The 26,552-nt window shown below is 71.6% G+C and carries 32 protein-coding genes and 1 pseudogene; 19 read left to right on the top strand and 14 right to left on the bottom strand.

The window, feature by feature from the left end; genetic code table 11:
- Positions 1 to 16 precede the first annotated feature (16 nt).
- The 3 genes from BLV39_RS31585 to BLV39_RS31575 are packed head-to-tail and all read left to right on the top strand — an operon-like array spanning position 17 to position 1,253.
- Positions 17 to 466 (top strand): cysteine dioxygenase, encoded by a 450-nt coding sequence (locus tag BLV39_RS31585; RefSeq protein WP_090800272.1) that lies wholly within the window; start codon positions 17 to 19, stop codon positions 464 to 466.
- A complete protein-coding gene (locus BLV39_RS31580) occupies positions 463 to 903 on the top strand; it encodes a rhodanese-like domain-containing protein (RefSeq protein ID WP_308442721.1) in 441 nt (146 codons plus the stop codon). The genes BLV39_RS31585 and BLV39_RS31580 overlap by 4 nt, the downstream gene beginning before the upstream one ends.
- Complete coding sequence (locus BLV39_RS31575; protein ID WP_090800270.1) at positions 900 to 1,253, top strand: winged helix-turn-helix domain-containing protein; 354 nt, start codon at positions 900 to 902, stop codon at positions 1,251 to 1,253. The genes BLV39_RS31580 and BLV39_RS31575 overlap by 4 nt, the downstream gene beginning before the upstream one ends.
- Here BLV39_RS31575 and BLV39_RS31570 read toward each other — a convergent pair.
- From BLV39_RS31570 to BLV39_RS31560, 3 genes are all read right to left on the bottom strand, one after another.
- Positions 1,250 to 2,116, bottom strand: coding sequence for a DUF72 domain-containing protein (locus BLV39_RS31570; RefSeq protein WP_090800269.1), 867 nt, complete (start codon positions 2,114 to 2,116; stop codon positions 1,250 to 1,252). The two genes, BLV39_RS31575 and BLV39_RS31570, sit on opposite strands and share 4 nt — an antisense overlap.
- 10 nt (positions 2,117 to 2,126) lie before the next feature.
- Positions 2,127 to 2,504 (bottom strand): TraR/DksA family transcriptional regulator, encoded by a 378-nt coding sequence (locus BLV39_RS31565; RefSeq protein WP_090800268.1) that lies wholly within the window; start codon positions 2,502 to 2,504, stop codon positions 2,127 to 2,129.
- Between the two features lie 90 nt (positions 2,505 to 2,594).
- Positions 2,595 to 3,275 (bottom strand): nucleoside/nucleotide kinase family protein, encoded by a 681-nt coding sequence (locus tag BLV39_RS31560; protein ID WP_090800267.1) that lies wholly within the window; start codon positions 3,273 to 3,275, stop codon positions 2,595 to 2,597.
- 37 nt (positions 3,276 to 3,312) lie between these two features.
- On the opposite strand from BLV39_RS31560, the gene BLV39_RS31555 reads away from it, so the two are divergent.
- From BLV39_RS31555 to BLV39_RS31545, 3 genes are read left to right on the top strand one after another with little or no spacing between them, the layout of a single operon-like run.
- Positions 3,313 to 4,230, top strand: a complete 918-nt coding sequence (locus BLV39_RS31555; protein ID WP_090800883.1) for an AEC family transporter — start codon at positions 3,313 to 3,315, stop codon at positions 4,228 to 4,230.
- A 22-nt stretch (positions 4,231 to 4,252) separates the two neighbouring features.
- Positions 4,253 to 4,885, top strand: a complete 633-nt coding sequence (locus tag BLV39_RS31550; RefSeq protein ID WP_090800266.1) for a maleylpyruvate isomerase N-terminal domain-containing protein — start codon at positions 4,253 to 4,255, stop codon at positions 4,883 to 4,885.
- A 9-nt stretch (positions 4,886 to 4,894) separates the two neighbouring features.
- Positions 4,895 to 5,350 (top strand): hypothetical protein, encoded by a 456-nt coding sequence (locus tag BLV39_RS31545; protein WP_090800265.1) that lies wholly within the window; start codon positions 4,895 to 4,897, stop codon positions 5,348 to 5,350.
- Here BLV39_RS31545 and surE read toward each other — a convergent pair.
- Both surE and BLV39_RS31535 read right to left on the bottom strand, forming a co-directional pair.
- Positions 5,347 to 6,159, bottom strand: a complete 813-nt coding sequence (gene surE, locus BLV39_RS31540; protein WP_090800264.1) for a 5'/3'-nucleotidase SurE — start codon at positions 6,157 to 6,159, stop codon at positions 5,347 to 5,349. The two genes, BLV39_RS31545 and surE, sit on opposite strands and share 4 nt — an antisense overlap.
- Positions 6,156 to 6,905 (bottom strand): DUF72 domain-containing protein, encoded by a 750-nt coding sequence (locus BLV39_RS31535; protein WP_090800263.1) that lies wholly within the window; start codon positions 6,903 to 6,905, stop codon positions 6,156 to 6,158. Before BLV39_RS31535 ends, surE begins: the two co-directional genes overlap by 4 nt.
- Positions 6,906 to 7,046: 141 nt before the next feature.
- Between BLV39_RS31535 and BLV39_RS31530 the strand changes: the two genes are divergently transcribed.
- Positions 7,047 to 7,349 carry a hypothetical protein gene (locus tag BLV39_RS31530; protein ID WP_090800262.1) on the top strand — a complete coding sequence of 101 codons (303 nt, stop codon included), beginning with the start codon at positions 7,047 to 7,049 and terminating at the stop codon, positions 7,347 to 7,349.
- Positions 7,342 to 8,604 carry a cupin domain-containing protein gene (locus BLV39_RS31525; protein WP_308442720.1) on the top strand — a complete coding sequence of 421 codons (1,263 nt, stop codon included), beginning with the start codon at positions 7,342 to 7,344 and terminating at the stop codon, positions 8,602 to 8,604. Before BLV39_RS31530 ends, BLV39_RS31525 begins: the two co-directional genes overlap by 8 nt.
- Here BLV39_RS31525 and BLV39_RS31520 read toward each other — a convergent pair.
- Positions 8,601 to 9,386, bottom strand: coding sequence for an alpha/beta fold hydrolase (locus tag BLV39_RS31520; RefSeq protein WP_176985166.1), 786 nt, complete (start codon positions 9,384 to 9,386; stop codon positions 8,601 to 8,603). The genes BLV39_RS31525 and BLV39_RS31520 overlap by 4 nt on opposite strands.
- 57 nt (positions 9,387 to 9,443) lie before the next feature.
- Here BLV39_RS31520 and BLV39_RS31515 point away from each other — a divergent pair, with 57 nt between their 5' ends.
- Both BLV39_RS31515 and BLV39_RS31510 read left to right on the top strand, forming a co-directional pair.
- Positions 9,444 to 9,896, top strand: coding sequence for a MarR family winged helix-turn-helix transcriptional regulator (locus BLV39_RS31515; RefSeq protein WP_204082876.1), 453 nt, complete (start codon positions 9,444 to 9,446; stop codon positions 9,894 to 9,896).
- Between the two features lie 25 nt (positions 9,897 to 9,921).
- Complete coding sequence (locus tag BLV39_RS31510; RefSeq protein WP_090800259.1) at positions 9,922 to 10,758, top strand: patatin-like phospholipase family protein; 837 nt, start codon at positions 9,922 to 9,924, stop codon at positions 10,756 to 10,758.
- A 47-nt stretch (positions 10,759 to 10,805) separates the two neighbouring features.
- Here BLV39_RS31510 and BLV39_RS31505 read toward each other — a convergent pair whose 3' ends face one another.
- From BLV39_RS31505 to BLV39_RS31495, 4 genes are read right to left on the bottom strand one after another with little or no spacing between them, the layout of a single operon-like run.
- Positions 10,806 to 12,395, bottom strand: coding sequence for an alkaline phosphatase D family protein (locus BLV39_RS31505; RefSeq protein ID WP_239083872.1), 1,590 nt, complete (start codon positions 12,393 to 12,395; stop codon positions 10,806 to 10,808).
- A gap of 56 nt (positions 12,396 to 12,451) precedes the next feature.
- The gene (locus BLV39_RS43750; RefSeq protein ID WP_204082875.1) at positions 12,452 to 12,949 is read right to left on the bottom strand and encodes a P-loop NTPase family protein; all 498 of its coding nucleotides are present in this window, start codon (positions 12,947 to 12,949) and stop codon (positions 12,452 to 12,454) included.
- Positions 12,950 to 12,953: 4 nt separating this feature from the next.
- A complete protein-coding gene (locus BLV39_RS31500) occupies positions 12,954 to 14,156 on the bottom strand; it encodes a hypothetical protein (RefSeq protein WP_090800257.1) in 1,203 nt (400 codons plus the stop codon).
- Positions 14,153 to 14,662, bottom strand: a complete 510-nt coding sequence (locus BLV39_RS31495) for a SigE family RNA polymerase sigma factor (RefSeq protein WP_090800256.1) — start codon at positions 14,660 to 14,662, stop codon at positions 14,153 to 14,155. The genes BLV39_RS31500 and BLV39_RS31495 overlap by 4 nt, the downstream gene beginning before the upstream one ends.
- Positions 14,663 to 14,740: 78 nt before the next feature.
- On the opposite strand from BLV39_RS31495, the gene BLV39_RS31490 reads away from it, so the two are divergent.
- From BLV39_RS31490 to BLV39_RS31480, 4 genes and pseudogenes are all read left to right on the top strand, one after another.
- Positions 14,741 to 15,322 carry a class I SAM-dependent methyltransferase gene (locus BLV39_RS31490; RefSeq protein ID WP_090800255.1) on the top strand — a complete coding sequence of 194 codons (582 nt, stop codon included), beginning with the start codon at positions 14,741 to 14,743 and terminating at the stop codon, positions 15,320 to 15,322.
- A 67-nt stretch (positions 15,323 to 15,389) separates the two neighbouring features.
- Positions 15,390 to 15,572: pseudogene (locus BLV39_RS44420) on the top strand (hypothetical protein); the annotation flags it as partial.
- 31 nt (positions 15,573 to 15,603) lie between these two features.
- The gene (locus tag BLV39_RS31485) at positions 15,604 to 15,876 is read left to right on the top strand and encodes a hypothetical protein (protein WP_090800254.1); all 273 of its coding nucleotides are present in this window, start codon (positions 15,604 to 15,606) and stop codon (positions 15,874 to 15,876) included.
- Between the two features lie 86 nt (positions 15,877 to 15,962).
- The gene (locus BLV39_RS31480) at positions 15,963 to 16,610 is read left to right on the top strand and encodes a pyridoxamine 5'-phosphate oxidase family protein (RefSeq protein ID WP_239083902.1); all 648 of its coding nucleotides are present in this window, start codon (positions 15,963 to 15,965) and stop codon (positions 16,608 to 16,610) included.
- A 9-nt stretch (positions 16,611 to 16,619) separates the two neighbouring features.
- Here the strand turns inward: BLV39_RS31480 and BLV39_RS31475 are convergent, their stop codons facing one another.
- Complete coding sequence (locus BLV39_RS31475) at positions 16,620 to 17,768, bottom strand: sialidase family protein (RefSeq protein WP_090800253.1); 1,149 nt, start codon at positions 17,766 to 17,768, stop codon at positions 16,620 to 16,622.
- Between the two features lie 148 nt (positions 17,769 to 17,916).
- On the opposite strand from BLV39_RS31475, the gene BLV39_RS31470 reads away from it, so the two are divergent.
- Entirely contained in the window at positions 17,917 to 19,884 is a 1,968-nt protein-coding gene (locus BLV39_RS31470) for a hypothetical protein (protein ID WP_143049966.1), read from the top strand.
- A 24-nt stretch (positions 19,885 to 19,908) separates the two neighbouring features.
- Here the strand turns inward: BLV39_RS31470 and BLV39_RS31465 are convergent, their stop codons facing one another.
- The 3 genes from BLV39_RS31465 to BLV39_RS31455 form a co-directional block, all read right to left on the bottom strand.
- Complete coding sequence (locus BLV39_RS31465) at positions 19,909 to 21,231, bottom strand: tetratricopeptide repeat protein (protein ID WP_090800251.1); 1,323 nt, start codon at positions 21,229 to 21,231, stop codon at positions 19,909 to 19,911.
- A gap of 135 nt (positions 21,232 to 21,366) precedes the next feature.
- Positions 21,367 to 23,385 carry a CHAT domain-containing protein gene (locus tag BLV39_RS31460; RefSeq protein WP_176985165.1) on the bottom strand — a complete coding sequence of 673 codons (2,019 nt, stop codon included), beginning with the start codon at positions 23,383 to 23,385 and terminating at the stop codon, positions 21,367 to 21,369.
- A gap of 1 nt (position 23,386) precedes the next feature.
- Positions 23,387 to 23,713, bottom strand: coding sequence for a hypothetical protein (locus BLV39_RS31455; RefSeq protein ID WP_090800249.1), 327 nt, complete (start codon positions 23,711 to 23,713; stop codon positions 23,387 to 23,389).
- A gap of 220 nt (positions 23,714 to 23,933) precedes the next feature.
- Here BLV39_RS31455 and BLV39_RS31450 point away from each other — a divergent pair, with 220 nt between their 5' ends.
- The 4 genes from BLV39_RS31450 to BLV39_RS44870 all read left to right on the top strand — a co-directional run bounded on the left by BLV39_RS31450 (position 23,934) and on the right by BLV39_RS44870 (position 26,524).
- Positions 23,934 to 24,200 (top strand): sigma factor, encoded by a 267-nt coding sequence (locus BLV39_RS31450; RefSeq protein WP_090800248.1) that lies wholly within the window; start codon positions 23,934 to 23,936, stop codon positions 24,198 to 24,200.
- Positions 24,176 to 24,487, top strand: coding sequence for a hypothetical protein (locus BLV39_RS31445; RefSeq protein WP_143049965.1), 312 nt, complete (start codon positions 24,176 to 24,178; stop codon positions 24,485 to 24,487). Before BLV39_RS31450 ends, BLV39_RS31445 begins: the two co-directional genes overlap by 25 nt.
- 64 nt (positions 24,488 to 24,551) lie before the next feature.
- Positions 24,552 to 25,745: an ABC1 kinase family protein gene (locus BLV39_RS44875; protein ID WP_275414282.1), complete on the top strand. Its 1,194-nt coding sequence runs from the start codon at positions 24,552 to 24,554 to the stop codon at positions 25,743 to 25,745.
- The gene (locus BLV39_RS44870) at positions 25,679 to 26,524 is read left to right on the top strand and encodes an AarF/UbiB family protein (protein WP_275414281.1); all 846 of its coding nucleotides are present in this window, start codon (positions 25,679 to 25,681) and stop codon (positions 26,522 to 26,524) included. Before BLV39_RS44875 ends, BLV39_RS44870 begins: the two co-directional genes overlap by 67 nt.
- Positions 26,525 to 26,552: the final 28 nt, after the last annotated feature.

Below are 26,552 nucleotides of genomic sequence, written 5' to 3'. Positions count from 1 at the left end.
GGCTATCGTTACGACCATGTTCCTGTCCTCTGACCTGCTCAGCGTCGCTCGGCGGTACGCCGGCGACCCGGCCGCCTGGGCGGTCGCTCCCCGCTTCGACCCGACCGAGCGGTGGTACCACCGGATCGCGGCCACGCCCGAGCACGAGGTCTGGCTGCTCACCTGGCTGCCCGGCCAGCACACCGACCTGCACGACCACGGCGGCGCCAGCGGCGGCTTCACCGTCGTCTCCGGCACCCTGACCGAGGAGACCGTCCACCGCGGCGCGTTGCGCGCCAAGCCGTTGGTGCCCGGTGCCGGCCGTCGGTTCGGCCCGCACTACGTGCACCGTGTCAGCAACCTTGGACCCGACCCGGCGATCAGCGTGCATTGCTACGCGCCGGAATTGCGTAGCATGACCCGATATGACCTGACCGACGGCGTCCTCACGGTCGCCGACGTGGCGCGCGCGGGGGTGGCCTGGTGAGCCGTTCGATCGACGAGATTCTGACAGTGGCACGGGAGCGTTTGGTCCGGCTCGACCCGGAGCCCGCCCACGTGGCCGCCCGGGCCGGCGCCGTGCTGGTCGACACCCGCCCGGTGGGGCAACGCGAGGCGACCGGCACCATCCCGGGCGCCCTGATCATCGACCGCAACGTGCTGGAGTGGCGGCTCGACCCACGGTGCGACGCACGGCTGCCGATCGCCGACTCGTACGACACGCACTACATCCTGTTCTGTCAGCAGGGCTACGCGTCCTCGCTGGCCGCCGCCTCTTTGCAGGACCTCGGCCTGCACCGGGCGACCGACCTGGCCGGCGGCTTCGTCGCCTGGCGCGCGGCCGGCCTGCCCGTTCTCCAGCCGGGCGCACCGGTCCGGCCCACACCCCAGCTCGTCGGCGCACACCCCAGGGAGGAACCATGACCGTCGCCCACACGTCCCTCGTCGCGTTCCCGACCCAGCGCACGGCACACGAGGTCTGGATCGACGTCGCGGCCCGGCAGGTGATCCGCGCTGGCCGCGAGGTGCCCCTGACCCGGCTCGAGTTCGACCTGCTGCTGTTCCTCGCGCGCCACCCGCGCCGGGTGTTCACCCGCGACCACCTGCTGCGCAGCGTCTGGGGGTACGCGATCGCCGGCCCCCGCACGGTCGACGTCCACATCAGACGGTTGCGCGGCAAACTCGTCACGCCGGTGGTCCGCACCATCTACGGAGTCGGCTACCGCCTGGCCGACGAGGCCCCGATCACCCTGATCGCCGACGAGGCCGCCTAGGACAACAGATCCACCAAGCCCTGGGCGTTGCGCTGCGCGTAGTCGCTGTAGCAGTTGTTCATCAGCACGTGGGTCTCGTCGGCGTCGGACGCCAACCTGCGCAGTTTCGGCGCCCATTGCGACAGTTCGCGCGCGGAATACTCGTACCCGAACTTCTCGTAGATGTTCTTGCTTGTCCACTTGAGACTGTGGCCGTGGAAGCGCATCACCGCCAGCTCCGCGGTGGCCTCCAGGATCGGCGGGATCGAGGAGCGGTGGCCCTGGGGCATGTCGACGGCGACATAAGGCAAATGGTGCTGGCGCAGGAACTCCAGCGTCTCCACCCGGTTGTCGCCCTCGAACCACGACGCGTTGCGGAACTCGAAGACCGGCCGCAAGGGCTTGACCCGGTCCCGGACCTCAAGGAGGAAGTTCTTGTTGGACCGGCGGATGCCGAACCACGGCGGGAACTGGAACAGCAGCGCACCCAGTTTGCGCGCTGACACGAGCGGGTCGAGCGCCGATAGGAACCGGGTCCAGATCTCCTCGTACGCCTGTGGTGGCAGGTCCTTGGGGTAGACGTTGGTCTTGTCGGTCTCCGGGCGCAGGTCCTTGAAGATCGAGCTGACGCGAGTCGGATGACCGGTCAGGAGGCTGTACGCCTTGACATTGAACGTAAAACCCGGAGGAGTGCGCGCCGCCCACAACGCCGCGGTCTGCTCGGCCGGCGGCGCGTAGTAGGTCGCGTCGACCTCGACCAGCGGAAACCGGGTGGCGTAGTAACCCAGCCGCTTCTCAGGCGTGTCCGAGTCCGGCGGATACCACCCGGACTCCAGCAGCGTCTTGTCCGTCCACGACGCCGTGCCGACCTTGATGTCGCCCACACGAACGACCCTAGGCCGCCCGGCGCTCCCGCGTCTGCTTGCAGGCCACGCATGACGTCGCCGCCGGGAAGATTTCCAGGCGCTCGAGCGGGATCGGGGCGGCGCAGCCCTCGCACGCTCCGTAGTCACCGGCCGCGAGCCGGGCCAGCGCGTGCTCGTACTGCGTGCGTCGGTCGTCGATGACCCCCAGCACCGAGCGGAACGTGTCGTGCTCGGCGGCCTTGGAGCCGCTGTCGGCCTGGTCGTCGCCGGCGGTGTCGTGCGCCTCGACCAGACGGAGCAGGTGGCCCCGCTCGCGCTCGGCCTCGAACTCGGCGGTCAGTTCGTCGACCCGGGCCTGCAAGGTGAGCCGGATCTGCTCGGCTCGGGTCGCGTCCTCGATCAACATGGCGGCCGCCCTTCCAGGTGGTGGAGGTGCAGGTGCGGGCGAGTACCCATCATGCCCTACGGTCAAACCGATCATTCATTTCATTCGTGTTCACTCGCGTTCGACCAGGGCCGGATGGAGTGGATCGTCGGCGCGCACGACCACGTCGGCCCAGCCTGCCGGATCGACCTCCGCCGCGTACCGCCGCCACGCCGGGAGCGTCCACGCCCAGTCCGGCGGCGTCCGCCTGGCGAGCGCGCCGGGCGATACCACCAGGTGGACGGTCAGGTCGAAGGCCAGCGTGCCGCCGAGCAGGAAACCGCCCGCGACCAGCACCGCGGCGGTCGGCTCCAGCGGCGCGTACCCGGCCCGGCTCGCCCGGTCCGTCCTCGGGTCCCACAGCGACGGCAAAATCCGCCCGGTGCCGCCGGGCCCGGCCGGGTCGAGCACCTCGCGCCGCAGCCCAGGCTCGTCGAGCCAGTCGGTGTAGAACGCGTCCGGGTTGGTGCGGCCCTGTTCGAAGCGCAACGACGCGGCCCGCAGGAACCCGTTCGCGGGTACGGCGTGCGCCGGCCGCCCGCGCAGCCGCAGCTCCTCGACCAGGGCCGAGGCCAACGCCTCAGGCCCGGCCAGCGGCCCCGGACCGAAAGGCCCACCCGACGAGAGCGGATCAACACCGGCCGGCGGCGGACCGTCGAGCGCGACCCGGACCCGGCCGTCGGGGGAGGTGTCCACGATCCGTGATGCGACACCGTCGACGAACAGTTCCGGAGTGATCGGCCGCACACGCACCCGCCCATGATGCCCTGGCACCGGCAGGATGTCCGGCATGCGGGCCGTGCTCACCGGGTTCGCCGGGATCTGGCTGGTGACCCTGGCCGGATACCTGGCGGGGCGCGTCGGCATCCTCGGCCCGGAGGCGACCACGCTGCTCGCCCGGCTGGTCTTCTACCTCGCCGCACCCGCGCTGCTCTTCTCGACCCTCGCGACCTCCAGCCTCGACAAGGTGTTCAGCCCAGCGCTGGCCGTGTTCGTGCTCAGCACGTTGGTGGCGGCGGCGCTCTACGTGGCGATCACCCTGCCAAGAAGGCCGGCCGCCGAGGTGACCATCGGTGCGCTCTGTGCGTCGTACGTCAACGCCGGCAACCTCGGCCTGCCGATCGCGGCATACGTGCTCGGCGACGCCTCCCTGGTCGTACCCGTGCTGCTCTTCCAGCTCCTGATCGCGACCCCGACGGGCCTGGCGGTGCTCGACGTGACCGCGGCCGGGCACCGGCCGGCACCGCTGCGGCTGCTCTCCGCCCCGCTGCGCAACCCGATCAGCGTCGCCTGCCTCTGCGGTCTGGTGGTGGCCGCCGCGGGCTGGGACCTGCCGCCCGAGGTGCTGCGCCCGTTCGACCTGGTCGGTGGCGCCGCCGTGCCGCTGGCCCTGATCGCCCTCGGGCTCGCGCTGCGCGGCAGCCGCCCGTTCGCCGGCGGTCCGGACGCACCCCAGCGCTATCTCGCGGTCGCCCTCAAGGTCGTGGTGCAGCCGACCGTCGCGTGGGCGATCGGTCACTTCCTCTTCCACCTCGACGGCCACGCGCTGCTCGCCGCCGTCGTCCTGTCGGCCCTGCCCAGCGCGCAGAACCTGTTCGTGTACGCCACCCGCTACGACCGCGCCACCGGCCTGGCCAGGGACGCGATCGTGCTGTCCACCCTCGCGGCCGTGCCCGCCCTGGTGATAATCGCCGCGCTTCTGACGTAACGACTTTGCTAGGGTCCCGCCCGTGACGGTTACCCCTGCCGACGTGACCACCATCGTGGCCCTGCTCCGAGCGACGCTGCGCGACGTGCCCGACGACGCCTGGGACGTGCCGGCCGGAGCGCTCACCTGGACGTGCTGGGAGACCATCGAGCACACCGCGGACGACCTGTTCGCGTACGCGATGCAGATCGGTCCGTCCGACCCGCCGACCGACACCCACGTCCCGGCCGGCTGGCGCTACGTGCGTGAAGGCGGCCCCGCCCTCACCATCTTCGTCGAACGCGCCGCCGGAACCCTCGGCCTTCTGCGCGTGCTGGAGGGATGCGGCGCGATGCTGGCCGGCGTCGTCGCCGGTGCCCCCGCCGACCGGCTCTCCCACCACACCTACGGCATCAGCGACCCGGAGGGCTTCGCCGCGATGGGTGTCGTGGAGACCGTCGTGCACGCCCACGACGTGGCGACCACGCTGGGCCTGCCCTGGCAGCCGCCGGCCGAGCTGTGCGAGCGGGTCATCGAGCGGCTGTTCCCCGACCTGCCGGAGCACCCGGACCCGTGGGAGCGGCTCCTGTGGGCGACCGGCCGGATCGCGCTGCCCGGCCACCCCCTGCGCGACTCGTGGCGGTGGGACGGCCGGCCGGTTGCGTTGCGCGGATAACCTGGGGCCATGCTGACCGCCCGCCCCACGAGCAAGTGGCGCAACAGCTACGAGCTCGCGCTCGACGGCCGACCACTGACGACCTGGCACGCCTCGCTCTGGAAGCAGGGTGGACAGTGCACGTTGGACGGTCACGAATACCAGATCCGCTCCAACACCTGGGGCACCCGGCACACGATGGTCGACGAGAGCGGTGCCGAGGTCGCGATGGCCGACAAGGTCGGCCGCAAGAAGTGGACCGTGACCTACGGCGGCCAGACCTTCCAGTTCCGCTGGCGCTCGATGTGGAGCCAGCAGCAGGATCTCTACGTCGGTGAGCAGGCGGTGGGCTACGCGCGGCGCACGAGCGCCTGGCGGCGTGACGTGGAGCTCGACCTGCCGGGCATGCCGACGCCGGCGCAGGTCTTCGTGGCCGGCGTCGTCATCGCGATGTGGGACGCTCAGACGGCGGCGGTCAGCGGCTAGCCAGCGGCCAGCCCGGGCAGGTCGACGTCGCCGGCCTCGCCGAGGGCACGCAACGGGGTCACCGCCGCATAGCCGTCGCCCAGCACCGCGAGGTCGGTGCCGGCGGTCAGCTCCTGGTCGGATTGGCGCAGCGCGGTGCGCACGTAGCCCTCGCCGGACTCCACCACGGTCATCACCACCTGGCCGAACGCGGCCAGGGTGGCCCGGCGCACGCCGCGCAGCCGGTCCGCGGGCAGGTCCGGCACGTTGACGTTGAGCATCACCGCGACCGGCGCCGCGAGCAGCGCGTCGACGAGCCCGACCGCGACCCGGGCCGCGCTGTCCCAGTTGCGGGCCGCCTCCTGCGCGGCGGACAGGGTCGCGACCGCGCCGCCGCTGGCGGTGGTCGCGTCGGCCGCCGAGAGGATGTCCAGCGAGACCGCCATCGCCCGCCGGCCGCCGGCCGATGCCGTCAGGGCCGCGCCGACGGTGCCCGAGTGCAGCACCGCGCGGCCGGCGTTGGCACCGCGGTTGATGCCGGACACGACCAGGTCCGGCGGCGGGCCGAAGGCGCCGTGGAGCCCGAGCAGCGTGATGTAGGCGGGTGAGCCGCTGATCGCGTACGCCGGGACGCCGTCGAGATCGTGCCGCTCGAACAGCACCCGCCCGTCGTCCTCGGTGGCGGCGAGCGCCGCACTCGCCCCGCTGGCGTCGACGCGCGGCGCGGCGACCACCGTGTCGAGGCCCTGACCGGCCAGCGCGGTCGCGAGCACCCGGATGCCGACGGCGTCGATGCCGTCGTCGTTGGTGACCAGGACCCGCGGGCTCATGGCGTCCGGGAGGGGGTCAGTCCCGCGGCCGCCGCGATCCGGGCGAACGCCGCCGCGTCGGTCACGGCGGCGCCGCCGTGGTCGTTGTTGAAGTAGACGTACGCGTCGGCATCGGCACCGAAGGCGTCCTTCAGCCGGCCGGCCCAGGTGCGTAACGCGCTGCGCCCGTACCGTGGCCGCGGTGTGGCTCGTCCTTCGTGGAATCGCAGGTAACCCCAGTCGGTGGTGCGCCACAGCGGTGTCGTCGGGCGGCCGAGCCGGTCGGCCCAGGACAGCGCGGCGGCATGGGTGGTCAGGACCGCGCGGACCTCGTCGACCCACCAGCTCTCGTGCCGGGGCTCGACCGCGACCCGGATCCCGCTCGGAAAGCGCGCCAGCACGGCGTCGAGGGCGCCCGCGTCGACCTTCAGGTTGGGCGGAAGCTGGACCAGGACCGGCCCCAGCCGGTCGCCGAGCCCGTCCGCGTGGTCCAGGAAGCGTTTCACCGGCTCCGCGGGGTCCTTGAGACGCTTGATGTGGGTGAGGTAGCGGCTCATCTTGACCCCCACGCAGAAGTCGCCGGGTGTGCGCTCCCGCCACGCCGCGAAGGTGTCCCGCTCCGGCAGCCGGTAGAAGGCGTTGTTGATCTCCACCGTGGCGAACCGCTCCGCGTAGTGCTCCAGCCAGGCCCGCTGCGGCAGCTTTTCGGGGTAGAAGGGGCCGCGCCAGTCCCGGTACTGCCACCCGGAGGTGCCGACGAGGATCACGGGTCCTGGGTTACCCCGGATTCGTGCCCGCAGGCCCACCCGGACAGGTCATTCTGGGGTTACAGGTGATCGTTCGACGGGTAGAGGGGCGGATGGAACGCCCCTTCACCCGGGGCGTCACAAGCGCGAGGGGGCTACTCGATGACACTCGACGACGACGACATGGCCACGACCGGAGCCGGTAGCGCGGAAGGACCGGCGGACGGCGGGGCGATGCCCGGCCGACAGGACGGCGGCGCCGACGGCAGTGCGGAGGGCCCGGCGGACGGCGGCACGAACCCGTCCGGCCACGACGGAGGTGCGGACGGCAGCGCCGAAGGGGTCGCCGACGGCGGCACCAATCCTCAAGGTCACGACGGCGGCGCCGACGGCAGTGCCGAAGGTCCGGCGGACGGCGGCACGAACCCGCAGGGCCACGACGGCGGTGCGGACGGCGGTGCCTGAGAAAACCACGGCTGACGGGGCCGCGCCGGGCGGTGCGCACCGCCCGGCGCTCTCCCGTTGCGTCAGCGTGGACGCGGCCAAGTTCGCGGGCGCGTACTGGGGGCGTGCGCCGCTGCTGTCCCGCGCCGACGAGCTCGACGGCGCGGACGGCTTCCGCGACCTGCTGTCGCCCTCGGATGCCGACGAACTGCTCAGCCGGCGCGGCCTGCGGGTCCCGTTCCTGCGGGTCGCCAAGGACGGCGCCCTCGTCCCGCCGGGCCGCTACACCGGCGGCGGGGGAGCGGGCGCCGAGATCGACGACCAGATCATCGACGAGAAGATCATGGGTTTGTACGCGGACGGCGCGACCCTGGTCTTCCAGGGGCTCCACCGCACGTGGCCGCCGCTGGTCGCCTTCGCGGGCGAGCTCGGCTCGGCCCTCGGCCAGCCGCTGCAGATCAACGCGTACCTGACGCCGGCCGGCAACCAGGGCTTCTCGACCCACTACGACACCCACGACGTCTTCGTGCTCCAGGTCGACGGCCGCAAACGATGGCGCGTCCACCCACCCGTCCTGCCCGACCCGCTGGAACGTCAGGCGTGGGGCGGCCGCGCCGAGGAGGTCTCCGCGACGGCGGCCGGCGAGCCGGCGCTGGACGTGGTGCTCGCGCCGGGCGACGCGCTCTACCTGCCGCGCGGCTGGCTGCACAGCGCGGCCGCCCAGGACGACTCCTCGCTGCACATCACCATCGGGATCCGGGCCCTGACCCGGTACGCGCTGGTCGAGGCACTCCTGGCGGAGGCGGCCGAGGACCCGCGCCTGCGCGCGACGCTGCCGTACGCCCTCGATGTCAGCGACCAGGACCAGCTCGAGCCGGAACTGACCGAGACGGTCGAGGCACTGCGGTCGTGGCTGGAGACGGCGTCGCCGGCCGCGGTAGCCGAGCGCCTGCGCCGCCGGTCGTGGCCGTCCGCCCGCCCGGCCCCGCTGCGGCCGCTGGCCCAGGCGGCGGCTCTGTCCTCCCTGTCCGCGGACTCCCGTGTGATCCCGCGGGCCGGCCTGCGCTGGCGCCTGGAGCCGGACGGCACGGACAAGGTCCGCCTGCGCCTGACCGACCGCGTGGTCACCTTCCCCTTGGGCTGCCAGCCTGCCCTGCGAGCCTTCCTGGACGGAGAGGTGACGCGGGTGGGCGACCTACCCGGCCTCGACGACGACGAGTCCCGCCTGGTCCTGGCCCGCCGCCTGCTGCGCGAGGCGATCGCCGTACCCGGTTAGCTTGCCCAGAAGTCGGTGATGACGTCGGCGGTGTGCGGGTCGAAGAGCGGGGCTAGGTGGCCGGCGCCCTTGAGGACGACGTCGTGCCCGTCAGGTATCCGGGCCGCCCAGGCCTTCGTGTCCGTGGGTGTACACATAGGATCGTCGGCGCCGGTGGTCATGAGGGTCGGCGCCTTGATGGCGGCGAGGCGGTCCGTGGCGTCCGGTCGGTCGAGGCTGATCGAGCGGATGGCCTGCCGCATGCCGGGGCGGTCCGCGCGGATGAAGGCCGCCCTCACGAGAGAGCTGGCCTCGGTGTCCGGGAATCCCTTGCCCAGCAGGACATCCGCGAGTATCCCGGCGACCGGGCGAGGGCCGGCCAGACGGTGCAGCCCGTGCAGCAGGCGGACCGATCGGCGGTCGGCCGGCGACAGCGCGTGGATCGGCGACGCGACGGTGACCAGGCTCGCGCAGAGGTCCGGGTGTGCCGACGCGAAGAACACGCCGACGTGCCCGCCCCAGGCATTGCCGAGCCAGTCGACGGGCGCCCCGATGGCGAGCGCGCCGAGGATGTCGCGGGCGGCGTCAGCGCAGTCCGTCAGGGTGAACGGGCCGGGCGCCGCGCCGCTGCGGCCGTGTCCGGGGCCGTCGATCAGGACCAGGGTCCGGGCCTTGGCGAGCGCGGGGCGCAGCCGGCCCCAGGTCGTCGAGTCCACGAACAGGCTGTGCCAGAGGACCGCCGGGGGACCGGATCCCTCGACCTCGACGTGCAGCCGCCCCACGCGGGTCGTCACGGTCGCCACTGCCGCCTCCATTTGTTTCGGTTACCGAAGCTTCGGTAACCGAAGTATTATCCGTCCGTGAAGCCGACGTCAAGCGACCTGCCCACCGACCGGGCCGCCATCGGGCAGCTCCTGGTCCGGCTGCTGCGGCAGTTCCGCGCCGAGATGTTCGAACCCGCCGCGGACTCCGGCTACGGCGACCTGCGCGAGCCGCATCTGCAGATCTTCGGCAACATCTACGGCGGCGCCCGGCTCACCGACCTTGCGGGTCGGGCGCAGCTCAGCCTGGCCGCCACCTCGGAGCTGGTGAACGACCTGCAACAACTGGGCTACCTCGAACGCCAGCCGGACCCGCAGGACGGCCGCGCCAAGTTGATCGTCCCGACCGAGCGGGGGCGGGCCGCCCTGTCCGACGCGGGCGACCGGGTCGCCGAGATCGAGGAGCACTGGGGCGACGTGATCGGCCGGGCCCGCTTCGCCGACGCCTGCCGGGCCCTGCAGGACCTCCTCGACGAACTGGAGCGCCGTTAACCACGACGTGATACGGATTGGTGCCGTGACTGACTCCGCTCTCGTGCTCGGCGCCGGTGGCATCACCGGCATCGCCTGGCAGCTCGGGCTCCTCATCGGACTGCGCGAGGTCGGCGTCGACCTCACCGACGCCGACCTGATCGTCGGCACCTCCGCCGGTGCCGTCACCGGCGCCCTGGTCGCGTCCGGCATCGACCCCGTCGACGGCGCGAAGCTCGAGGCCCGCCTGGCCGACGACGACCCACCGATCCGACCGGACTGGGCGCGCGGTGCCGAGGTCTTCTCGCTGCTCAGCGACGAGAGCCGCGACCCGGCCGAGGTACGGGCCCGGGTAGGCGAGCTCGCGCTGGCGGCCCGCGTCGGCGCGGAGGAACCGTACGTGGAGTCGTTGCGCCGCCGGTTGCCACTCGCGGACTGGCCGGCCCGGCGCCTGCTGGTCACCGCAGTCTCTGCCGAGACGGGCGTGCCGGTCGCCTGGTCCGCGGACGACGGGATCCCGTTGCCGCTGGCGGTGGCCGCGAGCTGCGCGGTGCCGTGCGTGTTCCCGACGGTGACGATCGACGGCGTCCGCTACATGGACGGCGGGGTTCGCTCGGGCACGAACGCCGACCTGGCCGCCGAGGCCGCCCGGGTCGTCGTGCTGGCGCCGCTGGCACCCATCCGGCCCCGCGGAGCACCGCGTGCCGAGCTCGACGCGCTGCGGCAGCGGTCCGCGGTCGCGCTGGTCGTCCCCGACGAGGCGGTGCTGGAGGCACTCGGCCCCAACGTGCTCGACGCGGCGCGCTGGGAACCGGCGGTCGAGGCCGCGACGGCCCAGGGCCGGCGGATCGCCGAAGAGGTCGCCGCCGTCTGGCGAGGCTAGGGCGGACGACGGCCGGGCCAGCCGGCCCGGCCGTCACCTACGGGTGGTCAGGCGGCCACGATGCGGGAGGTGCCGGCCGCGACCGCGAACGACGCTTGCGTACGTACCGGGGAATGCCTGGTCTCGATCGAGTCGACCGTGCGGACGTCCGTGCGCCAGCCGTGGCGGTCCACCGTGCAGCGCAGGTAGCCGCGCTTGAGGCCGTCGAAGTACTTCACGTGCGGGTTGAGCAGCGGGTTTACCGCCTTGACCGGGGCGTCGAAGGCGGCCGGGAAGTCGGAGCTGATCGAGGTCGAGACGAACTCGACGGCGACCGGCGGGACGTCCAGGCGGTCGAAGTCCTGGTGCAGCTCGCTGAACCAGGTCGAGTGGATGTCGCCGGCCAGGACGACCGGGTTGTTCACCCGGCGGTCGGCGAGCACGCCGAGGAGGCGGTCGCGCTGCGGTGCGTACCCGTCCCACTGGTCGAGGTTGGCCATCGTCGGCGGGACCAGGGCCGGGTTGGGCAGCAGGGTGCGGCTCATCATCACCTGCTGGGCGACGACGTTCCAGCGGGCCGGCGAGCCGATCAGGCCCTTGGTCAGCCAGCGCTCCTGGTCGTGCCCGGTCAGCGTGCCGGAGGTGTTGCCGGTGCCGGCCTCGATGGCGCCGAAGTCGCCGGTGCCGGGCTGGTCGCTGCGGTACTGCCGGGTGTCGAGCACGTTGAGCCGCAGCAGCCGGCCGTAGTCGAACCGCCGGAAGATGCGCAGGTCCGGGCTGCCCGGGCGCAGGTTCGCGCGGATCGGCATGTGCTCGTAGTACGCCTGGTACGCGGCCGCCCGCTGCTTCGCGAACTGTGCCTTCGTCTGGTGCGCGGCGCCGCTGTCGAGCTCGTCGACCAGATCCGCGTAGTTGTTCTCCGTCTCGTGGTCGTCCCAGGTGACCACCCACGGGAAGGCCGCGTGCGCGGAACGCAGCGCCGGGTCGGTCTTGTACTGCGCGTGCCGGTTGCGGTAGTCGCTCAGCGTGCGGAGCTGGTCGAGGCCGGCCGTCTCCGGTGCGACGTGCTCGCGGTCGGGGAAGCGGCTGCTCGGGTCGTACTCGTAGATGTAGTCGCCGAGGTGCACCACCAGGTCCAGGTCCTCGTCGGCCAGCGCGTCGTACGCGGGCCAGTAGCCGTTCTGGAAGTCCTGGCAGTTGGCGATCGCGAACCGCAGCGCGCGCGGGTCCTCCCACGGCGCCGGAGCCGTGCGGGTGCGGCCGACCGGGCTCAGCTCGCCGAGCGCCTTGAACCGGTAGAAGTACTCGCGGCCCGGCTCGAGGCCGACGGCGTCGACGTGCACCGAGTGGGCCAGTTCCGGGCGGGCCAGCGTCGTGCCGCGGCGGACCACGCGGCGGAACCGCTCGTCGGTGGCGACCTCCCAGCGCACCTCGACCGTCCGCCGGGACAGGCCGCCGGGCGCGTACAGGTCGCGGGCGAGCCGGGTCCACAGGATCACGCTGTGCGCGGTCGGGTCGCCGCTGGCGATGCCCAGCGGGAACGGGTCGGCGGTCTCGTGGTTGCCGTGCGCGGCGGCCGGCGACCCGGCTGCGACAACGGCTCCGGCGGCGACCGCCGAGGCGAGCACCTGCCGGCGGCTGACGGTGAACTCGGACAACGGTTCCTCCAGGTGGTCCAGGTTGGACCACTGAGCCTTCGCTCGGAGGGTTGCCGTCAATCGACCGGCGGCCGGACGCCCGATGGCCAACGCTCGATGAACTGGTTCGCCTGCCGGCGGCTGGTCAGGGTTATGAGGTCGACGTGGCCTCCGTGCGCGCCGAGCAGCTCTCGGACCCGTGGGCGCATCTGCCGCCGGTAGCCCACGACGTAGCGGATGAACGCCCAGTTGACGCGGCCGGCTTCGCGGCGCCAGCGGCGCTGCGCGATGCCCCACAGGCAGGTGACGGCGGGTAGGTCCAGGAAGACGACGGTGTCGGCGGCGGCCAGCCGGATCGGCAGCGTGCCCGCGTAGTTCCCTTCGATGACCCACCGCGGCGCGGCAACGAGGGTCCGCTGCCGCGCCGCGAAGTCGTCCGGGGAGGCCGCCGTCCACCGCTCGTCGTAGTAGACCGCGTCGAGCTGTGTCAGCGGGGCGTCGAGGATCCGGGCCAGCTCACGGGCGAGCCTGGTCTTCCCACTGCCGCCGCAGCCGATGACGACGACCCGTTCCATGCCGTCAGCCGAGGGGGTTGCGGGGCCAGGTCGTCGGGGCGTCAGGGGCGCCGGCCGAAGCCAGGCCGTTCACGATCGCTGCCGCCTCCGTCTCGCCGTCGACTTGGTAGGAAGCCCACGCGGTCAGCCCGGTGGTCACCGTCCGCGGCTTGGTGGAGAGGTTCGCGATGATGCCTCCGGTCGACTCCGTCGCTGTGACGCCGGTCGGCAGCGGCGGCTCCGGGGGGACCGTGGGTGTCTGCGGGGGAGCGGTGGACCCCGACGGCGGTCCGGCTTCGGGCCCCGGCCCTCTCGACACCCAATCGACCGGAGCCGTGGTGAAGCCGACCTGGACCAGCCGGTCCCGCGTGGCCAGCAGCAGGCCGCCGTCGCGGGTATCGCCGGTGGCCGTCATGTAGAGCCTGCCGAAGCAACTGAGCAGGCGTCCGTCCGCCGGCACGTACGTCACGCGGAACGGCGCCGAGCATGCCGTCGTCCGGTCGAGTCGCACCGCGTGCGCGAACCCCACCAGCTCAGCCAAGCCGACCACGTCAGCCACGCCGAACCCCGTCGTCTGGTCCGGCGACGGACTTCCCGGCATCGTCGTCAGCCCGTTGGCCAGGAGTCCTACCCGGACGGTCAGACCGTCCTCCGGATGCCAGGTGAGCCATTGGTTCAATCCCCAAGGTTGCGGCTCGCGCTCGACCACCGCCGGATGGCCGTCGACAACCGCGGACGACGTCTCGTTGGACACCGCCGGATTGTCGTTGCTGTCAACGGGGTCGGTCCCGCGCCACACCTGCACCGAGCCGGAGACGAGAATCTCACCGACCGTCATGTCCACCTTGAGCTCCTCCACCCCTTCCCGAGCGGACCAGTCCACCATCTGCGCCGGCCACGGCGCCGACACCACCGCGAAGCGCAGCACGTTCGGGTCGGTCCCGACGAGGTCGGGCCGGTCCGCGGCACCCGGCTCGCCGGCCACGCCTGGCAACACGGGCATGGTGTCCCAGCTGCTCGGCGCGAGGCCGCGATCAGGACCGAGGGCAGCGACGAGCGAGGCGGCCATGAGACCCGCCAGCCCGGCACACGCCACCGCGTAGACACCGTGCCGCCGACGCCGCCGCGCCCGACCCTCGGTAAGCACGGTGGCGAGCAGCGCGTCCGCGTCGACCGGCCGGTCGGCCCGCTCGTGCAGCACCCCCGTGAGTCGGTCCTCGATGGTCATGGCCTGCTCCTCAGGGGGACGGTGTGGGGAAAGCCGGCGTCGCCGACGGTCGCGCGCAGTGCCGCGATGCCGCGCATCACGTGCGTCCGGACGGTGACGGTGGAGCAGCCCAGGATCTCGGCGATCGCCGTGTCGTCGAGATCCTCGTAGTAGCGCAGCACCAGAGCCGCCCGCTGCCTCCCGGGCAGGGCTGCCACCAACTGCCAGAGGGCGTCGCGGTCGGCACTGTCGAGCGGGGGATCCGCCGCGGCCACGGGCCGGACGGCGGGCACGGACACCTCGTGCCGCCTAGCCGCCCGCCGCCACCAGGAGTTGCGGGCGTTGACGAGCATGCGGCGCACGTACCGGTCGGGATCGTCGGCACTCACGATCCGGCCCCACCGCTGATAGGCCTTGGCCAACACGTCCTGCACCAGATCATCGGCGCGATGGTCGTCGTCGACCAGCAGCCGGGCCAGGCGGACGAGGGCAGGCCCCCGGGCGAGCACGTACTCCTCGAACGTCACGCTGAACAGACGTCGACGCCGAGAGCTTCGTTGACAAACAGGAGGAACGGATTTCTCCGGCGTACGATCGGTCGCGCGATGAACTACGACGAGATCTACCGCCACGGCGCGGCGCCCTGGGAGATCGGCGGCCCGCAGCCGGCCTTCGCGGCGGTCCTCGACCGCGGCGTCACCGGCCCGAAGGCCCTCGACCTCGGCTGCGGCACAGGGGAGCTCGCGCTCGCCCTGGCCCGCCGCGGCTACGAGGTGACCGGGGTCGACATCTCACCGGTGGCGATCGATCTGGCCCGCGCCAAAGCGGCCGACGCGGGGGTGGCAGTCCGCTTCGAGGTCGGGGACGCCACGAAGCTACCGGCCGCCGAGTTCGACGCGGTCTTCGACTCGGGCCTGCTGCACAACCTGCACCGCGAGGACGAGGCCCAGACAGCCGCCTACCTGACGCTCCTGCCGACCCTCACCACCCCGGGCGGGACAGTCCACGTGCTCGGAGTGTCCGCGGCGGCGGGCCACGGCTGGAACATGACGGAGGAGTTCCTGCGGGCGAGCTTCGCCGCGCCGACCTGGACCGACACGCGGGTCGCGGACATCGAGGTGGCCGCGATAGTCGACGGCCAGGACCTGACCATGCCCGGCTTCCTGCTGCGCGCGGTCCGTGCGTAAGTCGTGAAGGTTCCACGCGCGTTCGGCGAAGACGTCCGGCGAGGCCAGCACCCTGACGCCGGACGGTGTGGTGCACTGGGTCGACCGGGTCCACGAGGGCCTGCGGGAGACCAACGACCGTTACCCCTTCATCGCGTACGGCACGGACTGGCTGGCCTTCGCCCACCTGGTCATCGCGGTCGCCTTCTGGGGACCCCTGCGCGACCCGATCCGCAACATCTGGGTCATCCACTTCGGCCTGATCGCCTGCGGCCGCGCTGGGGGACCGGCTGCGGTGCGCGGTGCTCGGCAAGTTCGGTCTGCGCGAGCAGACGGCGATGTCGGCGCCTGCCCGGGTGACCCGCGACGCCGCGCGGATCACCGCACCGGTCCTCTTCCACGTCCAGTGGCACGACGAGCTGTTTCCCCGCGAGGGCCAGCTCGCCCTGTTCGACCTGCTGCCCTCGCCCGACAAGGAACTGGTCGCCTATCCCGGCCCGCACGGCGAGACCAGGCCCGACGCGGTCAGCCGCTGGCGCGAGTTCATCGCCCGGCATCTCGTCGAGGACGGGTGAGGGTCGCACAGTCTGTGCGACTACGCGGCGGAGTCGGTGCGACTCTCCCTGTCAGAGAGCGTGCCGGTGACGTGGCGGGAGGCGGCGTGCAGGATCTTGGGACGAACCTTGAGTTGATCGGCGAGCGGGGCCTGCAGGCGGTTTACGGGTCCGAGGAGCGGGCGCGGCGGTTCTACGAGACGCAGATGCTCGACCACCTCAACGAGACGATGCGGGAGTTCATCGACCGCCAGGAGATGATGTTCGTCGGCACCGCCGACGACGGCGGCAACTGTGACGCGACGTTCCGCGCCGGGCCGCCGGGCTTCGTTGCCGTGCTCGACGAGCGTCAGGTCGCCTGGCCGGAGTATCGGGGCAACGGTGTCATGGCCAGCCTCGGCAACATCTCCACGAACCAGCACGCGGGGCTGCTGTTCGTGGACTTCCAGGACTCGATCGGGCTGCACGTCAACGGTCGAGCGACCATTGTGGAGCGACTGGAGCATCCCCGGCTGGCGGTGGATCCGGCACCCGGGCGGCGGCCGGAGCGATGGGTGCTCGTCGACGTCCACGAGGCGTACATCCATTGCCGTAAGCACATTCCGCGCCTCGTCAAAGTGCCGCACGACCGGAGTTGGGGTACCGACAACGCGCGGTCCAAGGGTGGCGACTACTTCGGCGCCGCCGGTGGTCCCGCGCCGGTCGCGCCGCCCGCCGCACGACGCCGTTGGTGGCATCGGTTGGCGGGCGGCTGACCGCCGAGATCAGCGGTAGTCGCGGCGCTGGGTGTAGACGCCGACGATCGCGGCCAGGTGCGGGTCGGAGGTGATGGTGAAGAAACGCCCGGGGCGCAGCTCGACGCTGGACGGGTTGGCCTGGTCCGCCGTGGCCGGACCGTGGATGGCCGCGTCGTAGATGAGGATGTCCTTGTCGGCGTCGATGTTCCGTTCCGGGTGGCGCAGCAGGCGCCCCACGGTCGGGCGGCCCGGCCCGAAGGTACCGGACAGGTCTCCGTAGGTGAACAGCACGTCGCCGTCGCGCAGCACCAACTGGTGGTGTGACGAGGCGGGCAGTTCCGTCGACACCGGCGTCGTCCAGGTGTGGCCCTGGTCGTACGACCGGGACAGGTACGCGATGTTGATCGACGTGCGGATGATCGAGAGCAGCGAACCGTCCTTGAGCAGGCTGAGGTTCGGTTCCTGGAAGTCGAAGGTCGCGGAGCGGCCGATCACCGACTCGTTCTCCCTCGGCCAGGTGCGGCCGCCGTCGGTCGAGCGGACCACCGTCGCCGGACCGGTGCCGCCCTCGGGCAGCCGGCCGTAGAGCGGGACCAGCAGGTCGCCGTTGCGCAGCTCGAGAATCGGCCCGTGGGTGGCGGCGTGGCCGGCGTAGTAGGCACCGACGACCACATCGGACGGTCCCTCCAGGGCGGTGCCGACCTCGTTCGGCGTGCTCCAGGTGGCGCCCTTGTCGGTCGAGCGCGTGACGAACGTGCCGACCAGCGTCACCGGCTTGCCGGGGTAGCCCGTCCAGTCCGTGCGGAAGAAGTTCATCAGCACGGTGCCGTCGCGTAGCTGCACGAGCTTGGGGTCGCGGTCGTCGATCGCCGTGTCGATCGCCACCTGGGGCGTGCTCCAGGTGTGGCCCTGGTCGCGGCTCTGCACGACCATGATGCGGCCGTCCTGGTTGATGTGCGCGACCGATTCCCGGTACGCGACCAGGAGTCGGCCGTCCTTGAGCTTGACCATGTCGCCGAAGAACGCGCGTTTGCCGCTCTCCGCCGGTGCGACGATGACCGGGTCGGTCGGTGTTCCGGTTTCTGGTGGGGCCGCGGTCGCGGCGGTCGAGGTGGCGGCGAGGGCCGCGGTCGAGGCGAGCAGCGTGGCGCAGACGCCACGGAGCAGACGACGCACGAGAACACTCCCATCTGGTACGGGGGTCGGTGGTCGGCCCGAAAGCTATCTGGAACGTCATTTCATGTCAATCGATGCGACCGTTGACATGGAACGGTGTTCCAGATGGACTGGCATCCTCCACGCATCGATCACCTTGGGGGTTGGCATGGATCGCGGACGCATGGGCACTCTGGCCGGTCTGACGGCGGTGGCAGCACTGCTCCTGCCGACGGCGGCCAGCGGGCAGCCGCCCGCGGACACCGGCGTGCCACAGGACACCAACCTCGTCGCCAACGGCGGGTTCGACGTCGGCGACCGGGTCGGCCACCCGACGGGATGGAGTGTCGAGGGCGCCGAGGCGGCCGCCAACGTCGTCAACCTCTCCGCCTACCGCACCGCGGGTCCGGGCTCGCTGGAGCTCAACGTCACCTCGGGCAACCCGGTCACGGTCACCAGCGACCGGATGGTCGCCGCGCCCGGTGCCGCGTACACGCTGACCGCCCGGGTCAAGGGCCGCAGCGGCACACCCGCCCAGCTCTCCATGGTCTTCACCGACTTCAACCGCACCGACCTGGGCACGAACGCGGCGGACACGGCGTTCAGCACCGACTGGCAGACCGTGACGATCACCGGCACCGCGCCGGCCGGCAGCGCGCAGGTGACCGTGCGGATCGCCGGCGGCGAGGCCGGTTGGTCCTACTGGGAACAGGTCAGCCTCGCGCAGGCGCCGGCCGCCTACGACCCGCGCCTCGGCACGGATCGGGAGCTGTTCCTCGACGACTACCGCATCGAGTCGAGCCGGGACGTCGGGCGCGTGGTGCACCCGGCGAAGACCCGTCCCGAACCGCTCATCCGGCCGACGTACCCGTGGGAGACGAGCACGTACATCTACGGCTCGGTCTTCAAGGTCGGCAAGGTCTATCGCATGTGGTACGACTGCAACAACGACGTCGCACCCGGCTACTACCTCTGCTACGCCGAGAGCAGGGACGGCGTGAAGTGGACCAAGCCGTTGGGTCGCGGCACGATCGGCTACAAGGACATCCCGGCGTCGCGGACCAACCTGGTCATCGCCGGCGGCGGCACCGTCGCCTACAACCCGGACGCGCCGGCCGACCGCCGCTACGCGCTCATGCAGTTCCACACCGGCGTGGTCAACGAGACGCTGGGCTACTACGCGTACTTCTCCCCGGACGGCTATACGTGGACGTTGGCCGCTTCGAAGCCGGTCCTGCTCGACGGTGATGTGTCCAATGTGGCCTGGGATCCTGCGGGCCAGCAGTACATCGCCACCGTCAAGAAGCGGATGTTCACGTCCCGCACCCCGGGTGTGTACGACCGCGCGGCGTTCGTCTCCACCAGCAAGGACTTCCTGACGTGGAGCACGCCGGTGCTGGGCGTGGCCGGCGACTACGCGGACGACGGCGCGGCGCAGGCCATCAACGGGCTGGAGGGCCAGATCTACGGCATGCCGGTGCTGCCGTACGAGGGCACGTACATCGGCATCCCCTGGGTCCTGCTCATCACGAACTTCACGCACGGCAGCCAGTCGTCGGCCGGTGACGGCCCGGTGCTCCCGCAGCTCGCCGCGTCACGCGACCTGGTCGACTGGAGCCGCCCGGTCCGCGACCCGGTCATCCAGCCCGGCAAGCCCGGCGCGTGGGACGACGGAGCCCTCTACACGGCGTCGAACGTGCTGGTCGACGACCGCACGATCACGATGTACTACGGCGCCTTCAACGCCGGCCACGGCGGGCAGGTGGCGGGGACGACCCCGTACACGAGCGGAGTGGGCCTGGCGACCTGGCGCCGGGACGGCTTCGTCTCGATGACGAACGCCTCGCTGCCCGGCCTCGGTGACCCGGGTCAGCTCACGACCAAGCCCTTGGTGACCGACGGCAGGGCGCTGCACGTCAACGCCGACGTGCACGCCAAGGGCTCGCTGACGGTCGAGGTGCTGCACGCGTCCGGCAATCTGCTTCCGGGCTACACCTCGCTGCCGGTCAAGGGCGACCAGTACGACGCCCAGGTCCGCTTCCCCGGCGGCCGGTCCTTGCAGGCCCTGGCCGGCCAGCAGATCAAGCTGCGCTTCTCGCTGGTGAACACCGACCTGTACGCGTACCGCGTCGGCTGAGCCGATCGGGTCCGGCCTCGCGGCTCAGTCTCGCCGGGCCGGACCCTCGTCGCTGTCCGTCCTCGGCTCAGGGTTCGCGATCTCCGCCTCGAGATCCGCCACTTCATCGGCGAGGGGCTTCGCGAGGGACGGGGGCAGCTCACGGACGAGGCGACGGGCCTGCTCGAGCATCTCCCCGACGACCTGCGCGTCCGGGCTGTTGGCCGCCAGGAACAGATGGGCCTGAACCGATCTCTCGATCGCGCCGCTCGCCTCGAATCGGCGGGCCAGGCGCCGCACCGTCTCCATCCCCTCCTCGTCCTGTCCTGTGCTCACTGCCAGCTGCGCCAACATGAAGCTGGTCTCGTCGGCGTAGTCGGCCATCCCGAGCGCCTCGTAGTGGCTGAGTGCGTTCGTCCACGCGGTCTTCGCCTCCTGCGGGCGTCCCCGCCGACATTCGATGATGCCGAGCTCGTTGAGCGCGTCGGCCTCTCCCCGGCGTGAGCCGGTGGCGCGGGCCTGTTCGAGCGCGGATGCCGCCCAGTGCGCCGCGTCGTCGAATCTCTCGGCTTGCTCCTCGACCATCGAAAGCTCGTGGTAGGTCAACCCGAAGTCGTTCACGTCCGGGTTGGCGCGCGCGAGGGCCAGTGCGGAATAGAGCCACTGCCGGGCGGTCTCGTACTGGCCGGCCGTGCGTGCGCGCTCACCGATGTATCGCCGAAGGCTGATGGCCCCGGCGACGTTTCCCGAAAGCTCGAGGGCACGCGCGTCGTCGACCAGCTCAGGGATCGACATCATTCCGTAGGTCCGCCGACCGTGATCCGCGGGCGCGCCGGAGAGTCCGACGGTCTCACCGAGCCGCCTCGCCTGTGCCGTGCCCATCCCGAGCGCGTCGACGATCTGTTGCCAGGTGTACCGGCAGTCGGCCAGCGCCGCGGTCGTGCCCTCGGCCCGGGCATCGTCGACCGCGAGCGCCAGTAGCCGGGTGGACTCCGCCGGCGTGTCCGTGTGCGCCATCACCTCCGCGGCTCGGAGCAACAGTGAGCGCCGGTTCTCCTCGAACAGTGAAGATGACGGATCGCGCATCAGCGTTTCGAGGTGGCCGCGCGCGGCGGCCCAGTCGTCGCGGGCGATCGCGGCCCTGCTCAGGATCTCGTGCGTCACGTCGAGGAAGACATGTGATGCGGTGTCGTCGCCGAAGGTCGCCGATGTCAATGCCCGGAGGTGGTCGACCATCGACGTCGTGCGGCTCCACTCGAACGATCCCTCCGGGTCGCGCGCGTAGTCGCTCGCGAGGCGCGCCGCCTGGCCGTAGTCGTGACGATCCAGCGAATGGAGGAGCGCCGCCCAGATGGCGCTTTCGTTCATGTTGACGGCGAGCTGCCGCTGCGTGCGCCGGGCGTAGTCGCTCGTGCCGGGCGAAGCCGGGAACAGGTTGTTGACCAGGCCGATCGTCGCCGTGGCCGCCGCCGACCGAAGCTCGGTGAGAGTGGATTCCCCATATCAGCCCCGCAGTTCGGCTCGGAGGGCATACGAGACGCCCGGCGGTACGGTGTATCCGAGCCGTGGATGCCCGGGCAGCACCGGTTCGACGAGCCCGAGCCGTTCCGCCGAGACGAACATCCGCAACCACTCCTCCTCTGGGATGGTGCGGTCCAGCGCCCGACGGCAGTCGTCGGTGAGGGGGACCCCGCGGTCCGTGACGAGGGCGGGCAACAGCGGCACGACCATATGGCCGAACAAGCCGACCAGGGCGAACGCCGGCTCTGCCAACCGAGCCAGGCAGCGGCGCACCTCGGGCAGGACCAGAGCGTCGTCGTCGCCGCCGTCGGAGAAACCCACCTCCATCTGCCAGCACACGTCGAGGGCGGGAGCCCCTTCGAGGGCTCGCAGTATGGCCCGCAGGCTGGCGGCGTGCCAGCCGGACGCGCGAGGCAACCAGAGAATCGTCGGCGATGACACCGGCGTCTCGTGGCGCATGACGTGGTCGGCGAGCAGTAGACCCGTCGTCTCGGTCCCGATGTCGCCCAAAGCGTGGTGATGGTGTGGACCCTCGAACTGGTCGTACCGGGTCGCGATGATCATGCGATGGTGGCTGGGCAGTCGGGCCGCCGCGGACTCGACGGGCGCGTATCGCCGCCGATCCTCGATCTCATCCCAGACATGCAGAACGCGGCCTGTTGGGTCCTTCTCCCCATCACCCGTGGGATGGAAGACCACGTGGTCGAACGCTCCGGTGAGGGTGGCGTATCTCGCGAAGGTACGCAGGAATCGGGACTTGCCCGAGCCGATCACACCGCTGACGACGACCGGCAGATGGTCGGGCGCGCCCAGCAGGCGCTCGAGGCGGTTCAGTTCGTCGTCCCGGTACATCAACAGATCGAGATCGTCCGGCTGACCGTTTGCCGGCAGGTCGGTCGGCTGGGGATGCGACCGCATCGGGGACCGCTCGAGGTCCGTCGCCGTGTAGAGGACGGGGAGGACCTGGAACGGCCGGCTGAATGTCGCGTCGGCCGGCGCGACGAGCCCCTGGCGTGCGAGGGCGGTCGCGGCGGCCAACGACTCGCCTGCCGACAGGGCCGCGTAGAAGTCCGTGGTGAACCTGGTGACGACGGCCGCCGACACGTTGTGCGTCATCGCGAGCACTGCGGGAAGCCCGTGCCGAAGAAGGGCGGTGGCCACCGAACCGACGCCGTCGTCGGATCCGGGCAGTCTGGCCGACCGGCAGGCGTTGAGCACGACGAGCGTCGGCCGCGACGCCGAGAAGATCTTCGCGAACTCGGCTCCGCTCACCGGGTCGGGGCCGCCGTCCTCCCTTTCGAACAGGACCCCGGATGAAGGTCCCGCCGCGGTCGCGTCGGAGAACCCGTGGCCATCGAAGTGAACGATGTCGTAGGCCTCGTGCGACGCCAGCACCTCGGCCAGCCGGGTCGCGGTCGCCGGTCGCAGAAAGTCCACTCGCACGGCCCCGCCTGACTGCGCTACCGCCTTCAGCACGGGACCGCGCACCGTGCGCGCTCGAACGTCGCGATCGCCGTACGGACGAGGAGAGACCAGCAGGATCCGCAGCGGCCCGTCGGTCCGCGTCGCTCGCGAGGCTTCGACCGGGTTCCGGGTGCTCAGCGTCCGCGTGAGCGGTCGAGTCTGGAGGAGCGGAACTGTGTCCGTGTCGGGTGGGGACAGCAGCTCCCACGGCAGCGCGAGGAACTCCGGGTCATCGGAGACGAACCGCACTTCGTCGATGCCGCCCGCGCTCGTGAGCGCTTCCAGGGCCTCCTTGGCGGAATCGGTCGGCGTCAGCGCACGCCACAGCGCCTCGCCGATACGGCCCGTCGCCGCACGCATGTCGTGGTAGAGCCGCCGTTGCGGCCCGACAGGGGCGTCCGGGCAGTCCTCCAGCAGCCAACGGATCGCATCGAGATCGGCAGACGACAGCGGTGAACGAAACTCCAACGGCGTCGTGACCTGGTCAGCCTCTATCACGACCGAGGCGCCGCCCAGGTGGGCCACCGTAAGGAGCATGTCAGTCGACGTCGGCGATCGTGATCTCGACGATCCTGGTGCCATCGGGCTTGACGACCTCGGTGTAACGGAGCCGCTCCGCGGCCGCCTTCGGCGTCACGATTCGCTTGATCAAGTCGTACACGGCATTCCCGGCGACTCCCAATGCCACGGAGCCGAGGACGACCAGCACGGAGTCCATGTAGTCGCCGACGGGAAAGTGCTCGAGCCGGCTTTCCTGCGGTCTGGCAACTGCGACGCGGCTGTTCGCCTCGGCGGAGTTCCATCGGTCAGCGATCTCGCTGGCCGTGAGACCCAGCTCTTTCGACGCGGCTACGACGATGTCCATAAAGGCAATTATCGGGCGTCCGCGCAAGCCTCCGCCCCGTCCGTCTGACCCTTTCGAGTGGACGGACCGGTCCTACCGGCCGGACCAGGTCCTCGATTCACCATGGCCGGTCGGTCTATGTTCGGCGCGGCCACCGCGAGAGCTCGGACCGCACTTTTCGGCGCGCCCGTTAACATCCGGGCACCCCGACCGCGTTCTGCCGGTTGTGAGAGGTGCGGGGATGTCGGGTTCGCCACCGGACGGGTTCACCGAGTTCGTGGCCGCCAGGTCGGACGCGCTGCTGCGGTCGGCCTGGTTGCTCACCGGTGACACCGGTCGGGCCGAGGATCTGCTCCAGACGGTGCTGGCCACCGTGTGGGGCAGATGGCCGCGGATCGTCGCCGGTGGACATCCGGAGGCGTACGTCCGCCGGGTGCTGTTCACGACGTACATCTCCTGGTGGCGCCGCCGCTGGCGCCACCGATGCCGCTCGAACCAGCCGCAGTGACCTTCTGCCGCTACAGCTATGCCAAGCCGGTGTCTCCGCTGCGGACCGTCGAGCACTCGACGGCCGGCGGCCAACGCTTCCGGGCGGCGATCAACGCGGCGCCGTCGGACGGGAAGTCCTGCCCGGTGCGGACCGACTACCTCGCGCTCGACGTGGTTAGGGTCGCAGACCGGGCCAGCGTGGCACCGGTCGAGTTCCGCTATCTGCGCGGTCCGTCCTGCGGCTACGGCGACCACGTCGCCCCGGCGGTGCTCGCGGCCATCGACGAGGTGCTGGGGCCCGTCTGACTGCCTGCCGTCCGCAGGTTTGGCGGGCAGCCGGGGGAGCGACATCCGGATATCGTCGGTCGTCGTGGAGACCGCGATCACCGTGCCGGCGTTCCTGGCCACAATGGTCGTGTCCGTGCTGCTGTTCGCGGCGGTCATCCGGCGGCTGCTCGGTGTCCGCGTCGGACCCGTGCGTACCCTGCTGGCCGCCCTCCTCGCTCTCTTCGTCGCCACACCCGTCCTGCAGGCGCTCGCACCGGCCGATCCCGAGAGCCTGGGCGCCGGCGAGCTCGCCCTCCTCGGTTTCGTGGCCGTCGTCGTCTCGGCGTTGCTCGCCATGGCCGCCCTGGTCGTCCTCGAGGTGCTGCTGCCGACGGGGTCCATGCCAGGCCCGGTGGAGCTCTGGCGCGGCACCCGCCGGAGGATCGGACGCACCCGGCGGTACGGGACCATCGTGCGCATCGCGTTGCGGCACGGGCTCGGCCGGTTCCTGCGTGGACGTCCCGCTCCCGGCCCGTCGTCGGCCGCGGCCCGCCGCCGGCTCGGCCGTTCGTTGCGGGACGCGCTCGACGAGGGCGGCATCACCTTCGTCAAGCTCGGTCAGGTGCTGGCGACCCGGCGCGACCTGCTGCCGGCGGAGATCGTCGAGGAGCTGACCGCGTTGCAGGACCGGGCGGCCCCGGTCGCCTGGGAGGAGGTGGCCGCCGTCCTGGCCGCCGACTTCGGCCGCCCCGTCGACGAGGTGTTCGCCGCCTTCGACCACGAGCCGCTGGCCGCCGCCTCGGTGGCACAGGTCCACGCGGCGCGGCTGCCCGACGGCACCGACGTGGTGGTCAAGGTGCGCCGGCCCGGCGTCGCCGCCATCGTCGAGCGTGACGTCGACATCCTGCTGCGGCTGGCCGGCACGCTCGAGGAGCGGACCTCGTGGGGGCGCCCGCTGGGGCTGCGGGCGCTCGCGACCGGCTTCGCGGCGGCGCTGCACGAGGAGCTCGACTTCACCATCGAGCGCGACAACCTCCAGGCCATGGCGGCGGCCCTGGCCGACTCGCCCGATCGGGGCGTGCTCGTGCCGACGCCGCACGCCGACCTCAGCTCCGAGCGCGTCCTGGTGATGGGCCGGCTGGACGGCACGTCGTTGAGCACGGCGGCGGCGTTGCTCGACGGGTTCGGCGAGGAACGGCGGGCCGAGATCGCGGCCGCCTGGTCGACACGATGCTCGACCAGGTGCTCGTGCACGGCATCTTCCACGTCGACCTGCACCCCGGCAACGTCCTGGTGACCGGCGACGGCCGCCTGGGCCTGCTCGACCTCGGCTCCGTGGGCCGCCTCGACGCGGCGACCCGGGACGCGATCGGCCAACTCCTCGCGGCGCTCGGCCGGCGTGACTCGGTGGCGGTCAGCGACGCGCTGTTGCAGGTCGTCGATCGGCCCGCGGAGGTCGACGAGCGCGAGCTTCAGAGGGCGATCGGCGCATTGATCGTCCGGTACGCGGCACCCGGCAGCAGCGCGGGTGCGGCGGCCGTGGCGGCGCTGTTGCGGACCTTCGCCGCGTACGGGCTGGGCGTGCCACCGGCCGTCGCCGCCGTGTTCCGGGCGTTCGCCACCCTGGAGGGCACTCTCGGCCTCGTCCGGCCCGGGTTCGACCTGGTCACACACGCCCGCGCGGCCGGCACCCGGCGGGTCGCCGAGGCGCTCGGCCCGGACCGGCTGCGCGCCTCGTTGGAGGACGAGCTCGCGGCGCTGCTGCCCGTGCTGCGACGGCTGCCGAGGCGGATCGACCGACTCGGTGACGCCCTCGAACACGGGCGGCTGCGGGTCAACGTCCGCCTGTTCGCCGACGAACAGGACCGCCGGCTGGTCACCGACCTGCTGCACCGGGTATTGCTGACCGTCATCGGCTCGGCGGCCGGCATCATCGCGGTGCTGCTGCTACGCACGGGCGGCGGCCCCCGAATCAGCGGCGCCGTGGACCTGTTCCCGGTGCTCGGCTATTTCCTGCTGATCGTCGGCATGGTCCTGATCCTGCGCGTCCTGGTCGTGGTCTTTCGCCGCGAGTAAATCGTTGGTGGGACTCCCAAGGTCCCCA

The organism is Asanoa ishikariensis (assembly GCF_900107455.1).
In the GTDB taxonomy this organism is placed as follows: Bacteria; Actinomycetota; Actinomycetes; order Mycobacteriales; family Micromonosporaceae; genus Asanoa; species Asanoa ishikariensis.
The sequence above is the reverse complement of the archived record's forward strand: the minus strand, read 5'-3'. Positions and strand labels throughout refer to the sequence as shown.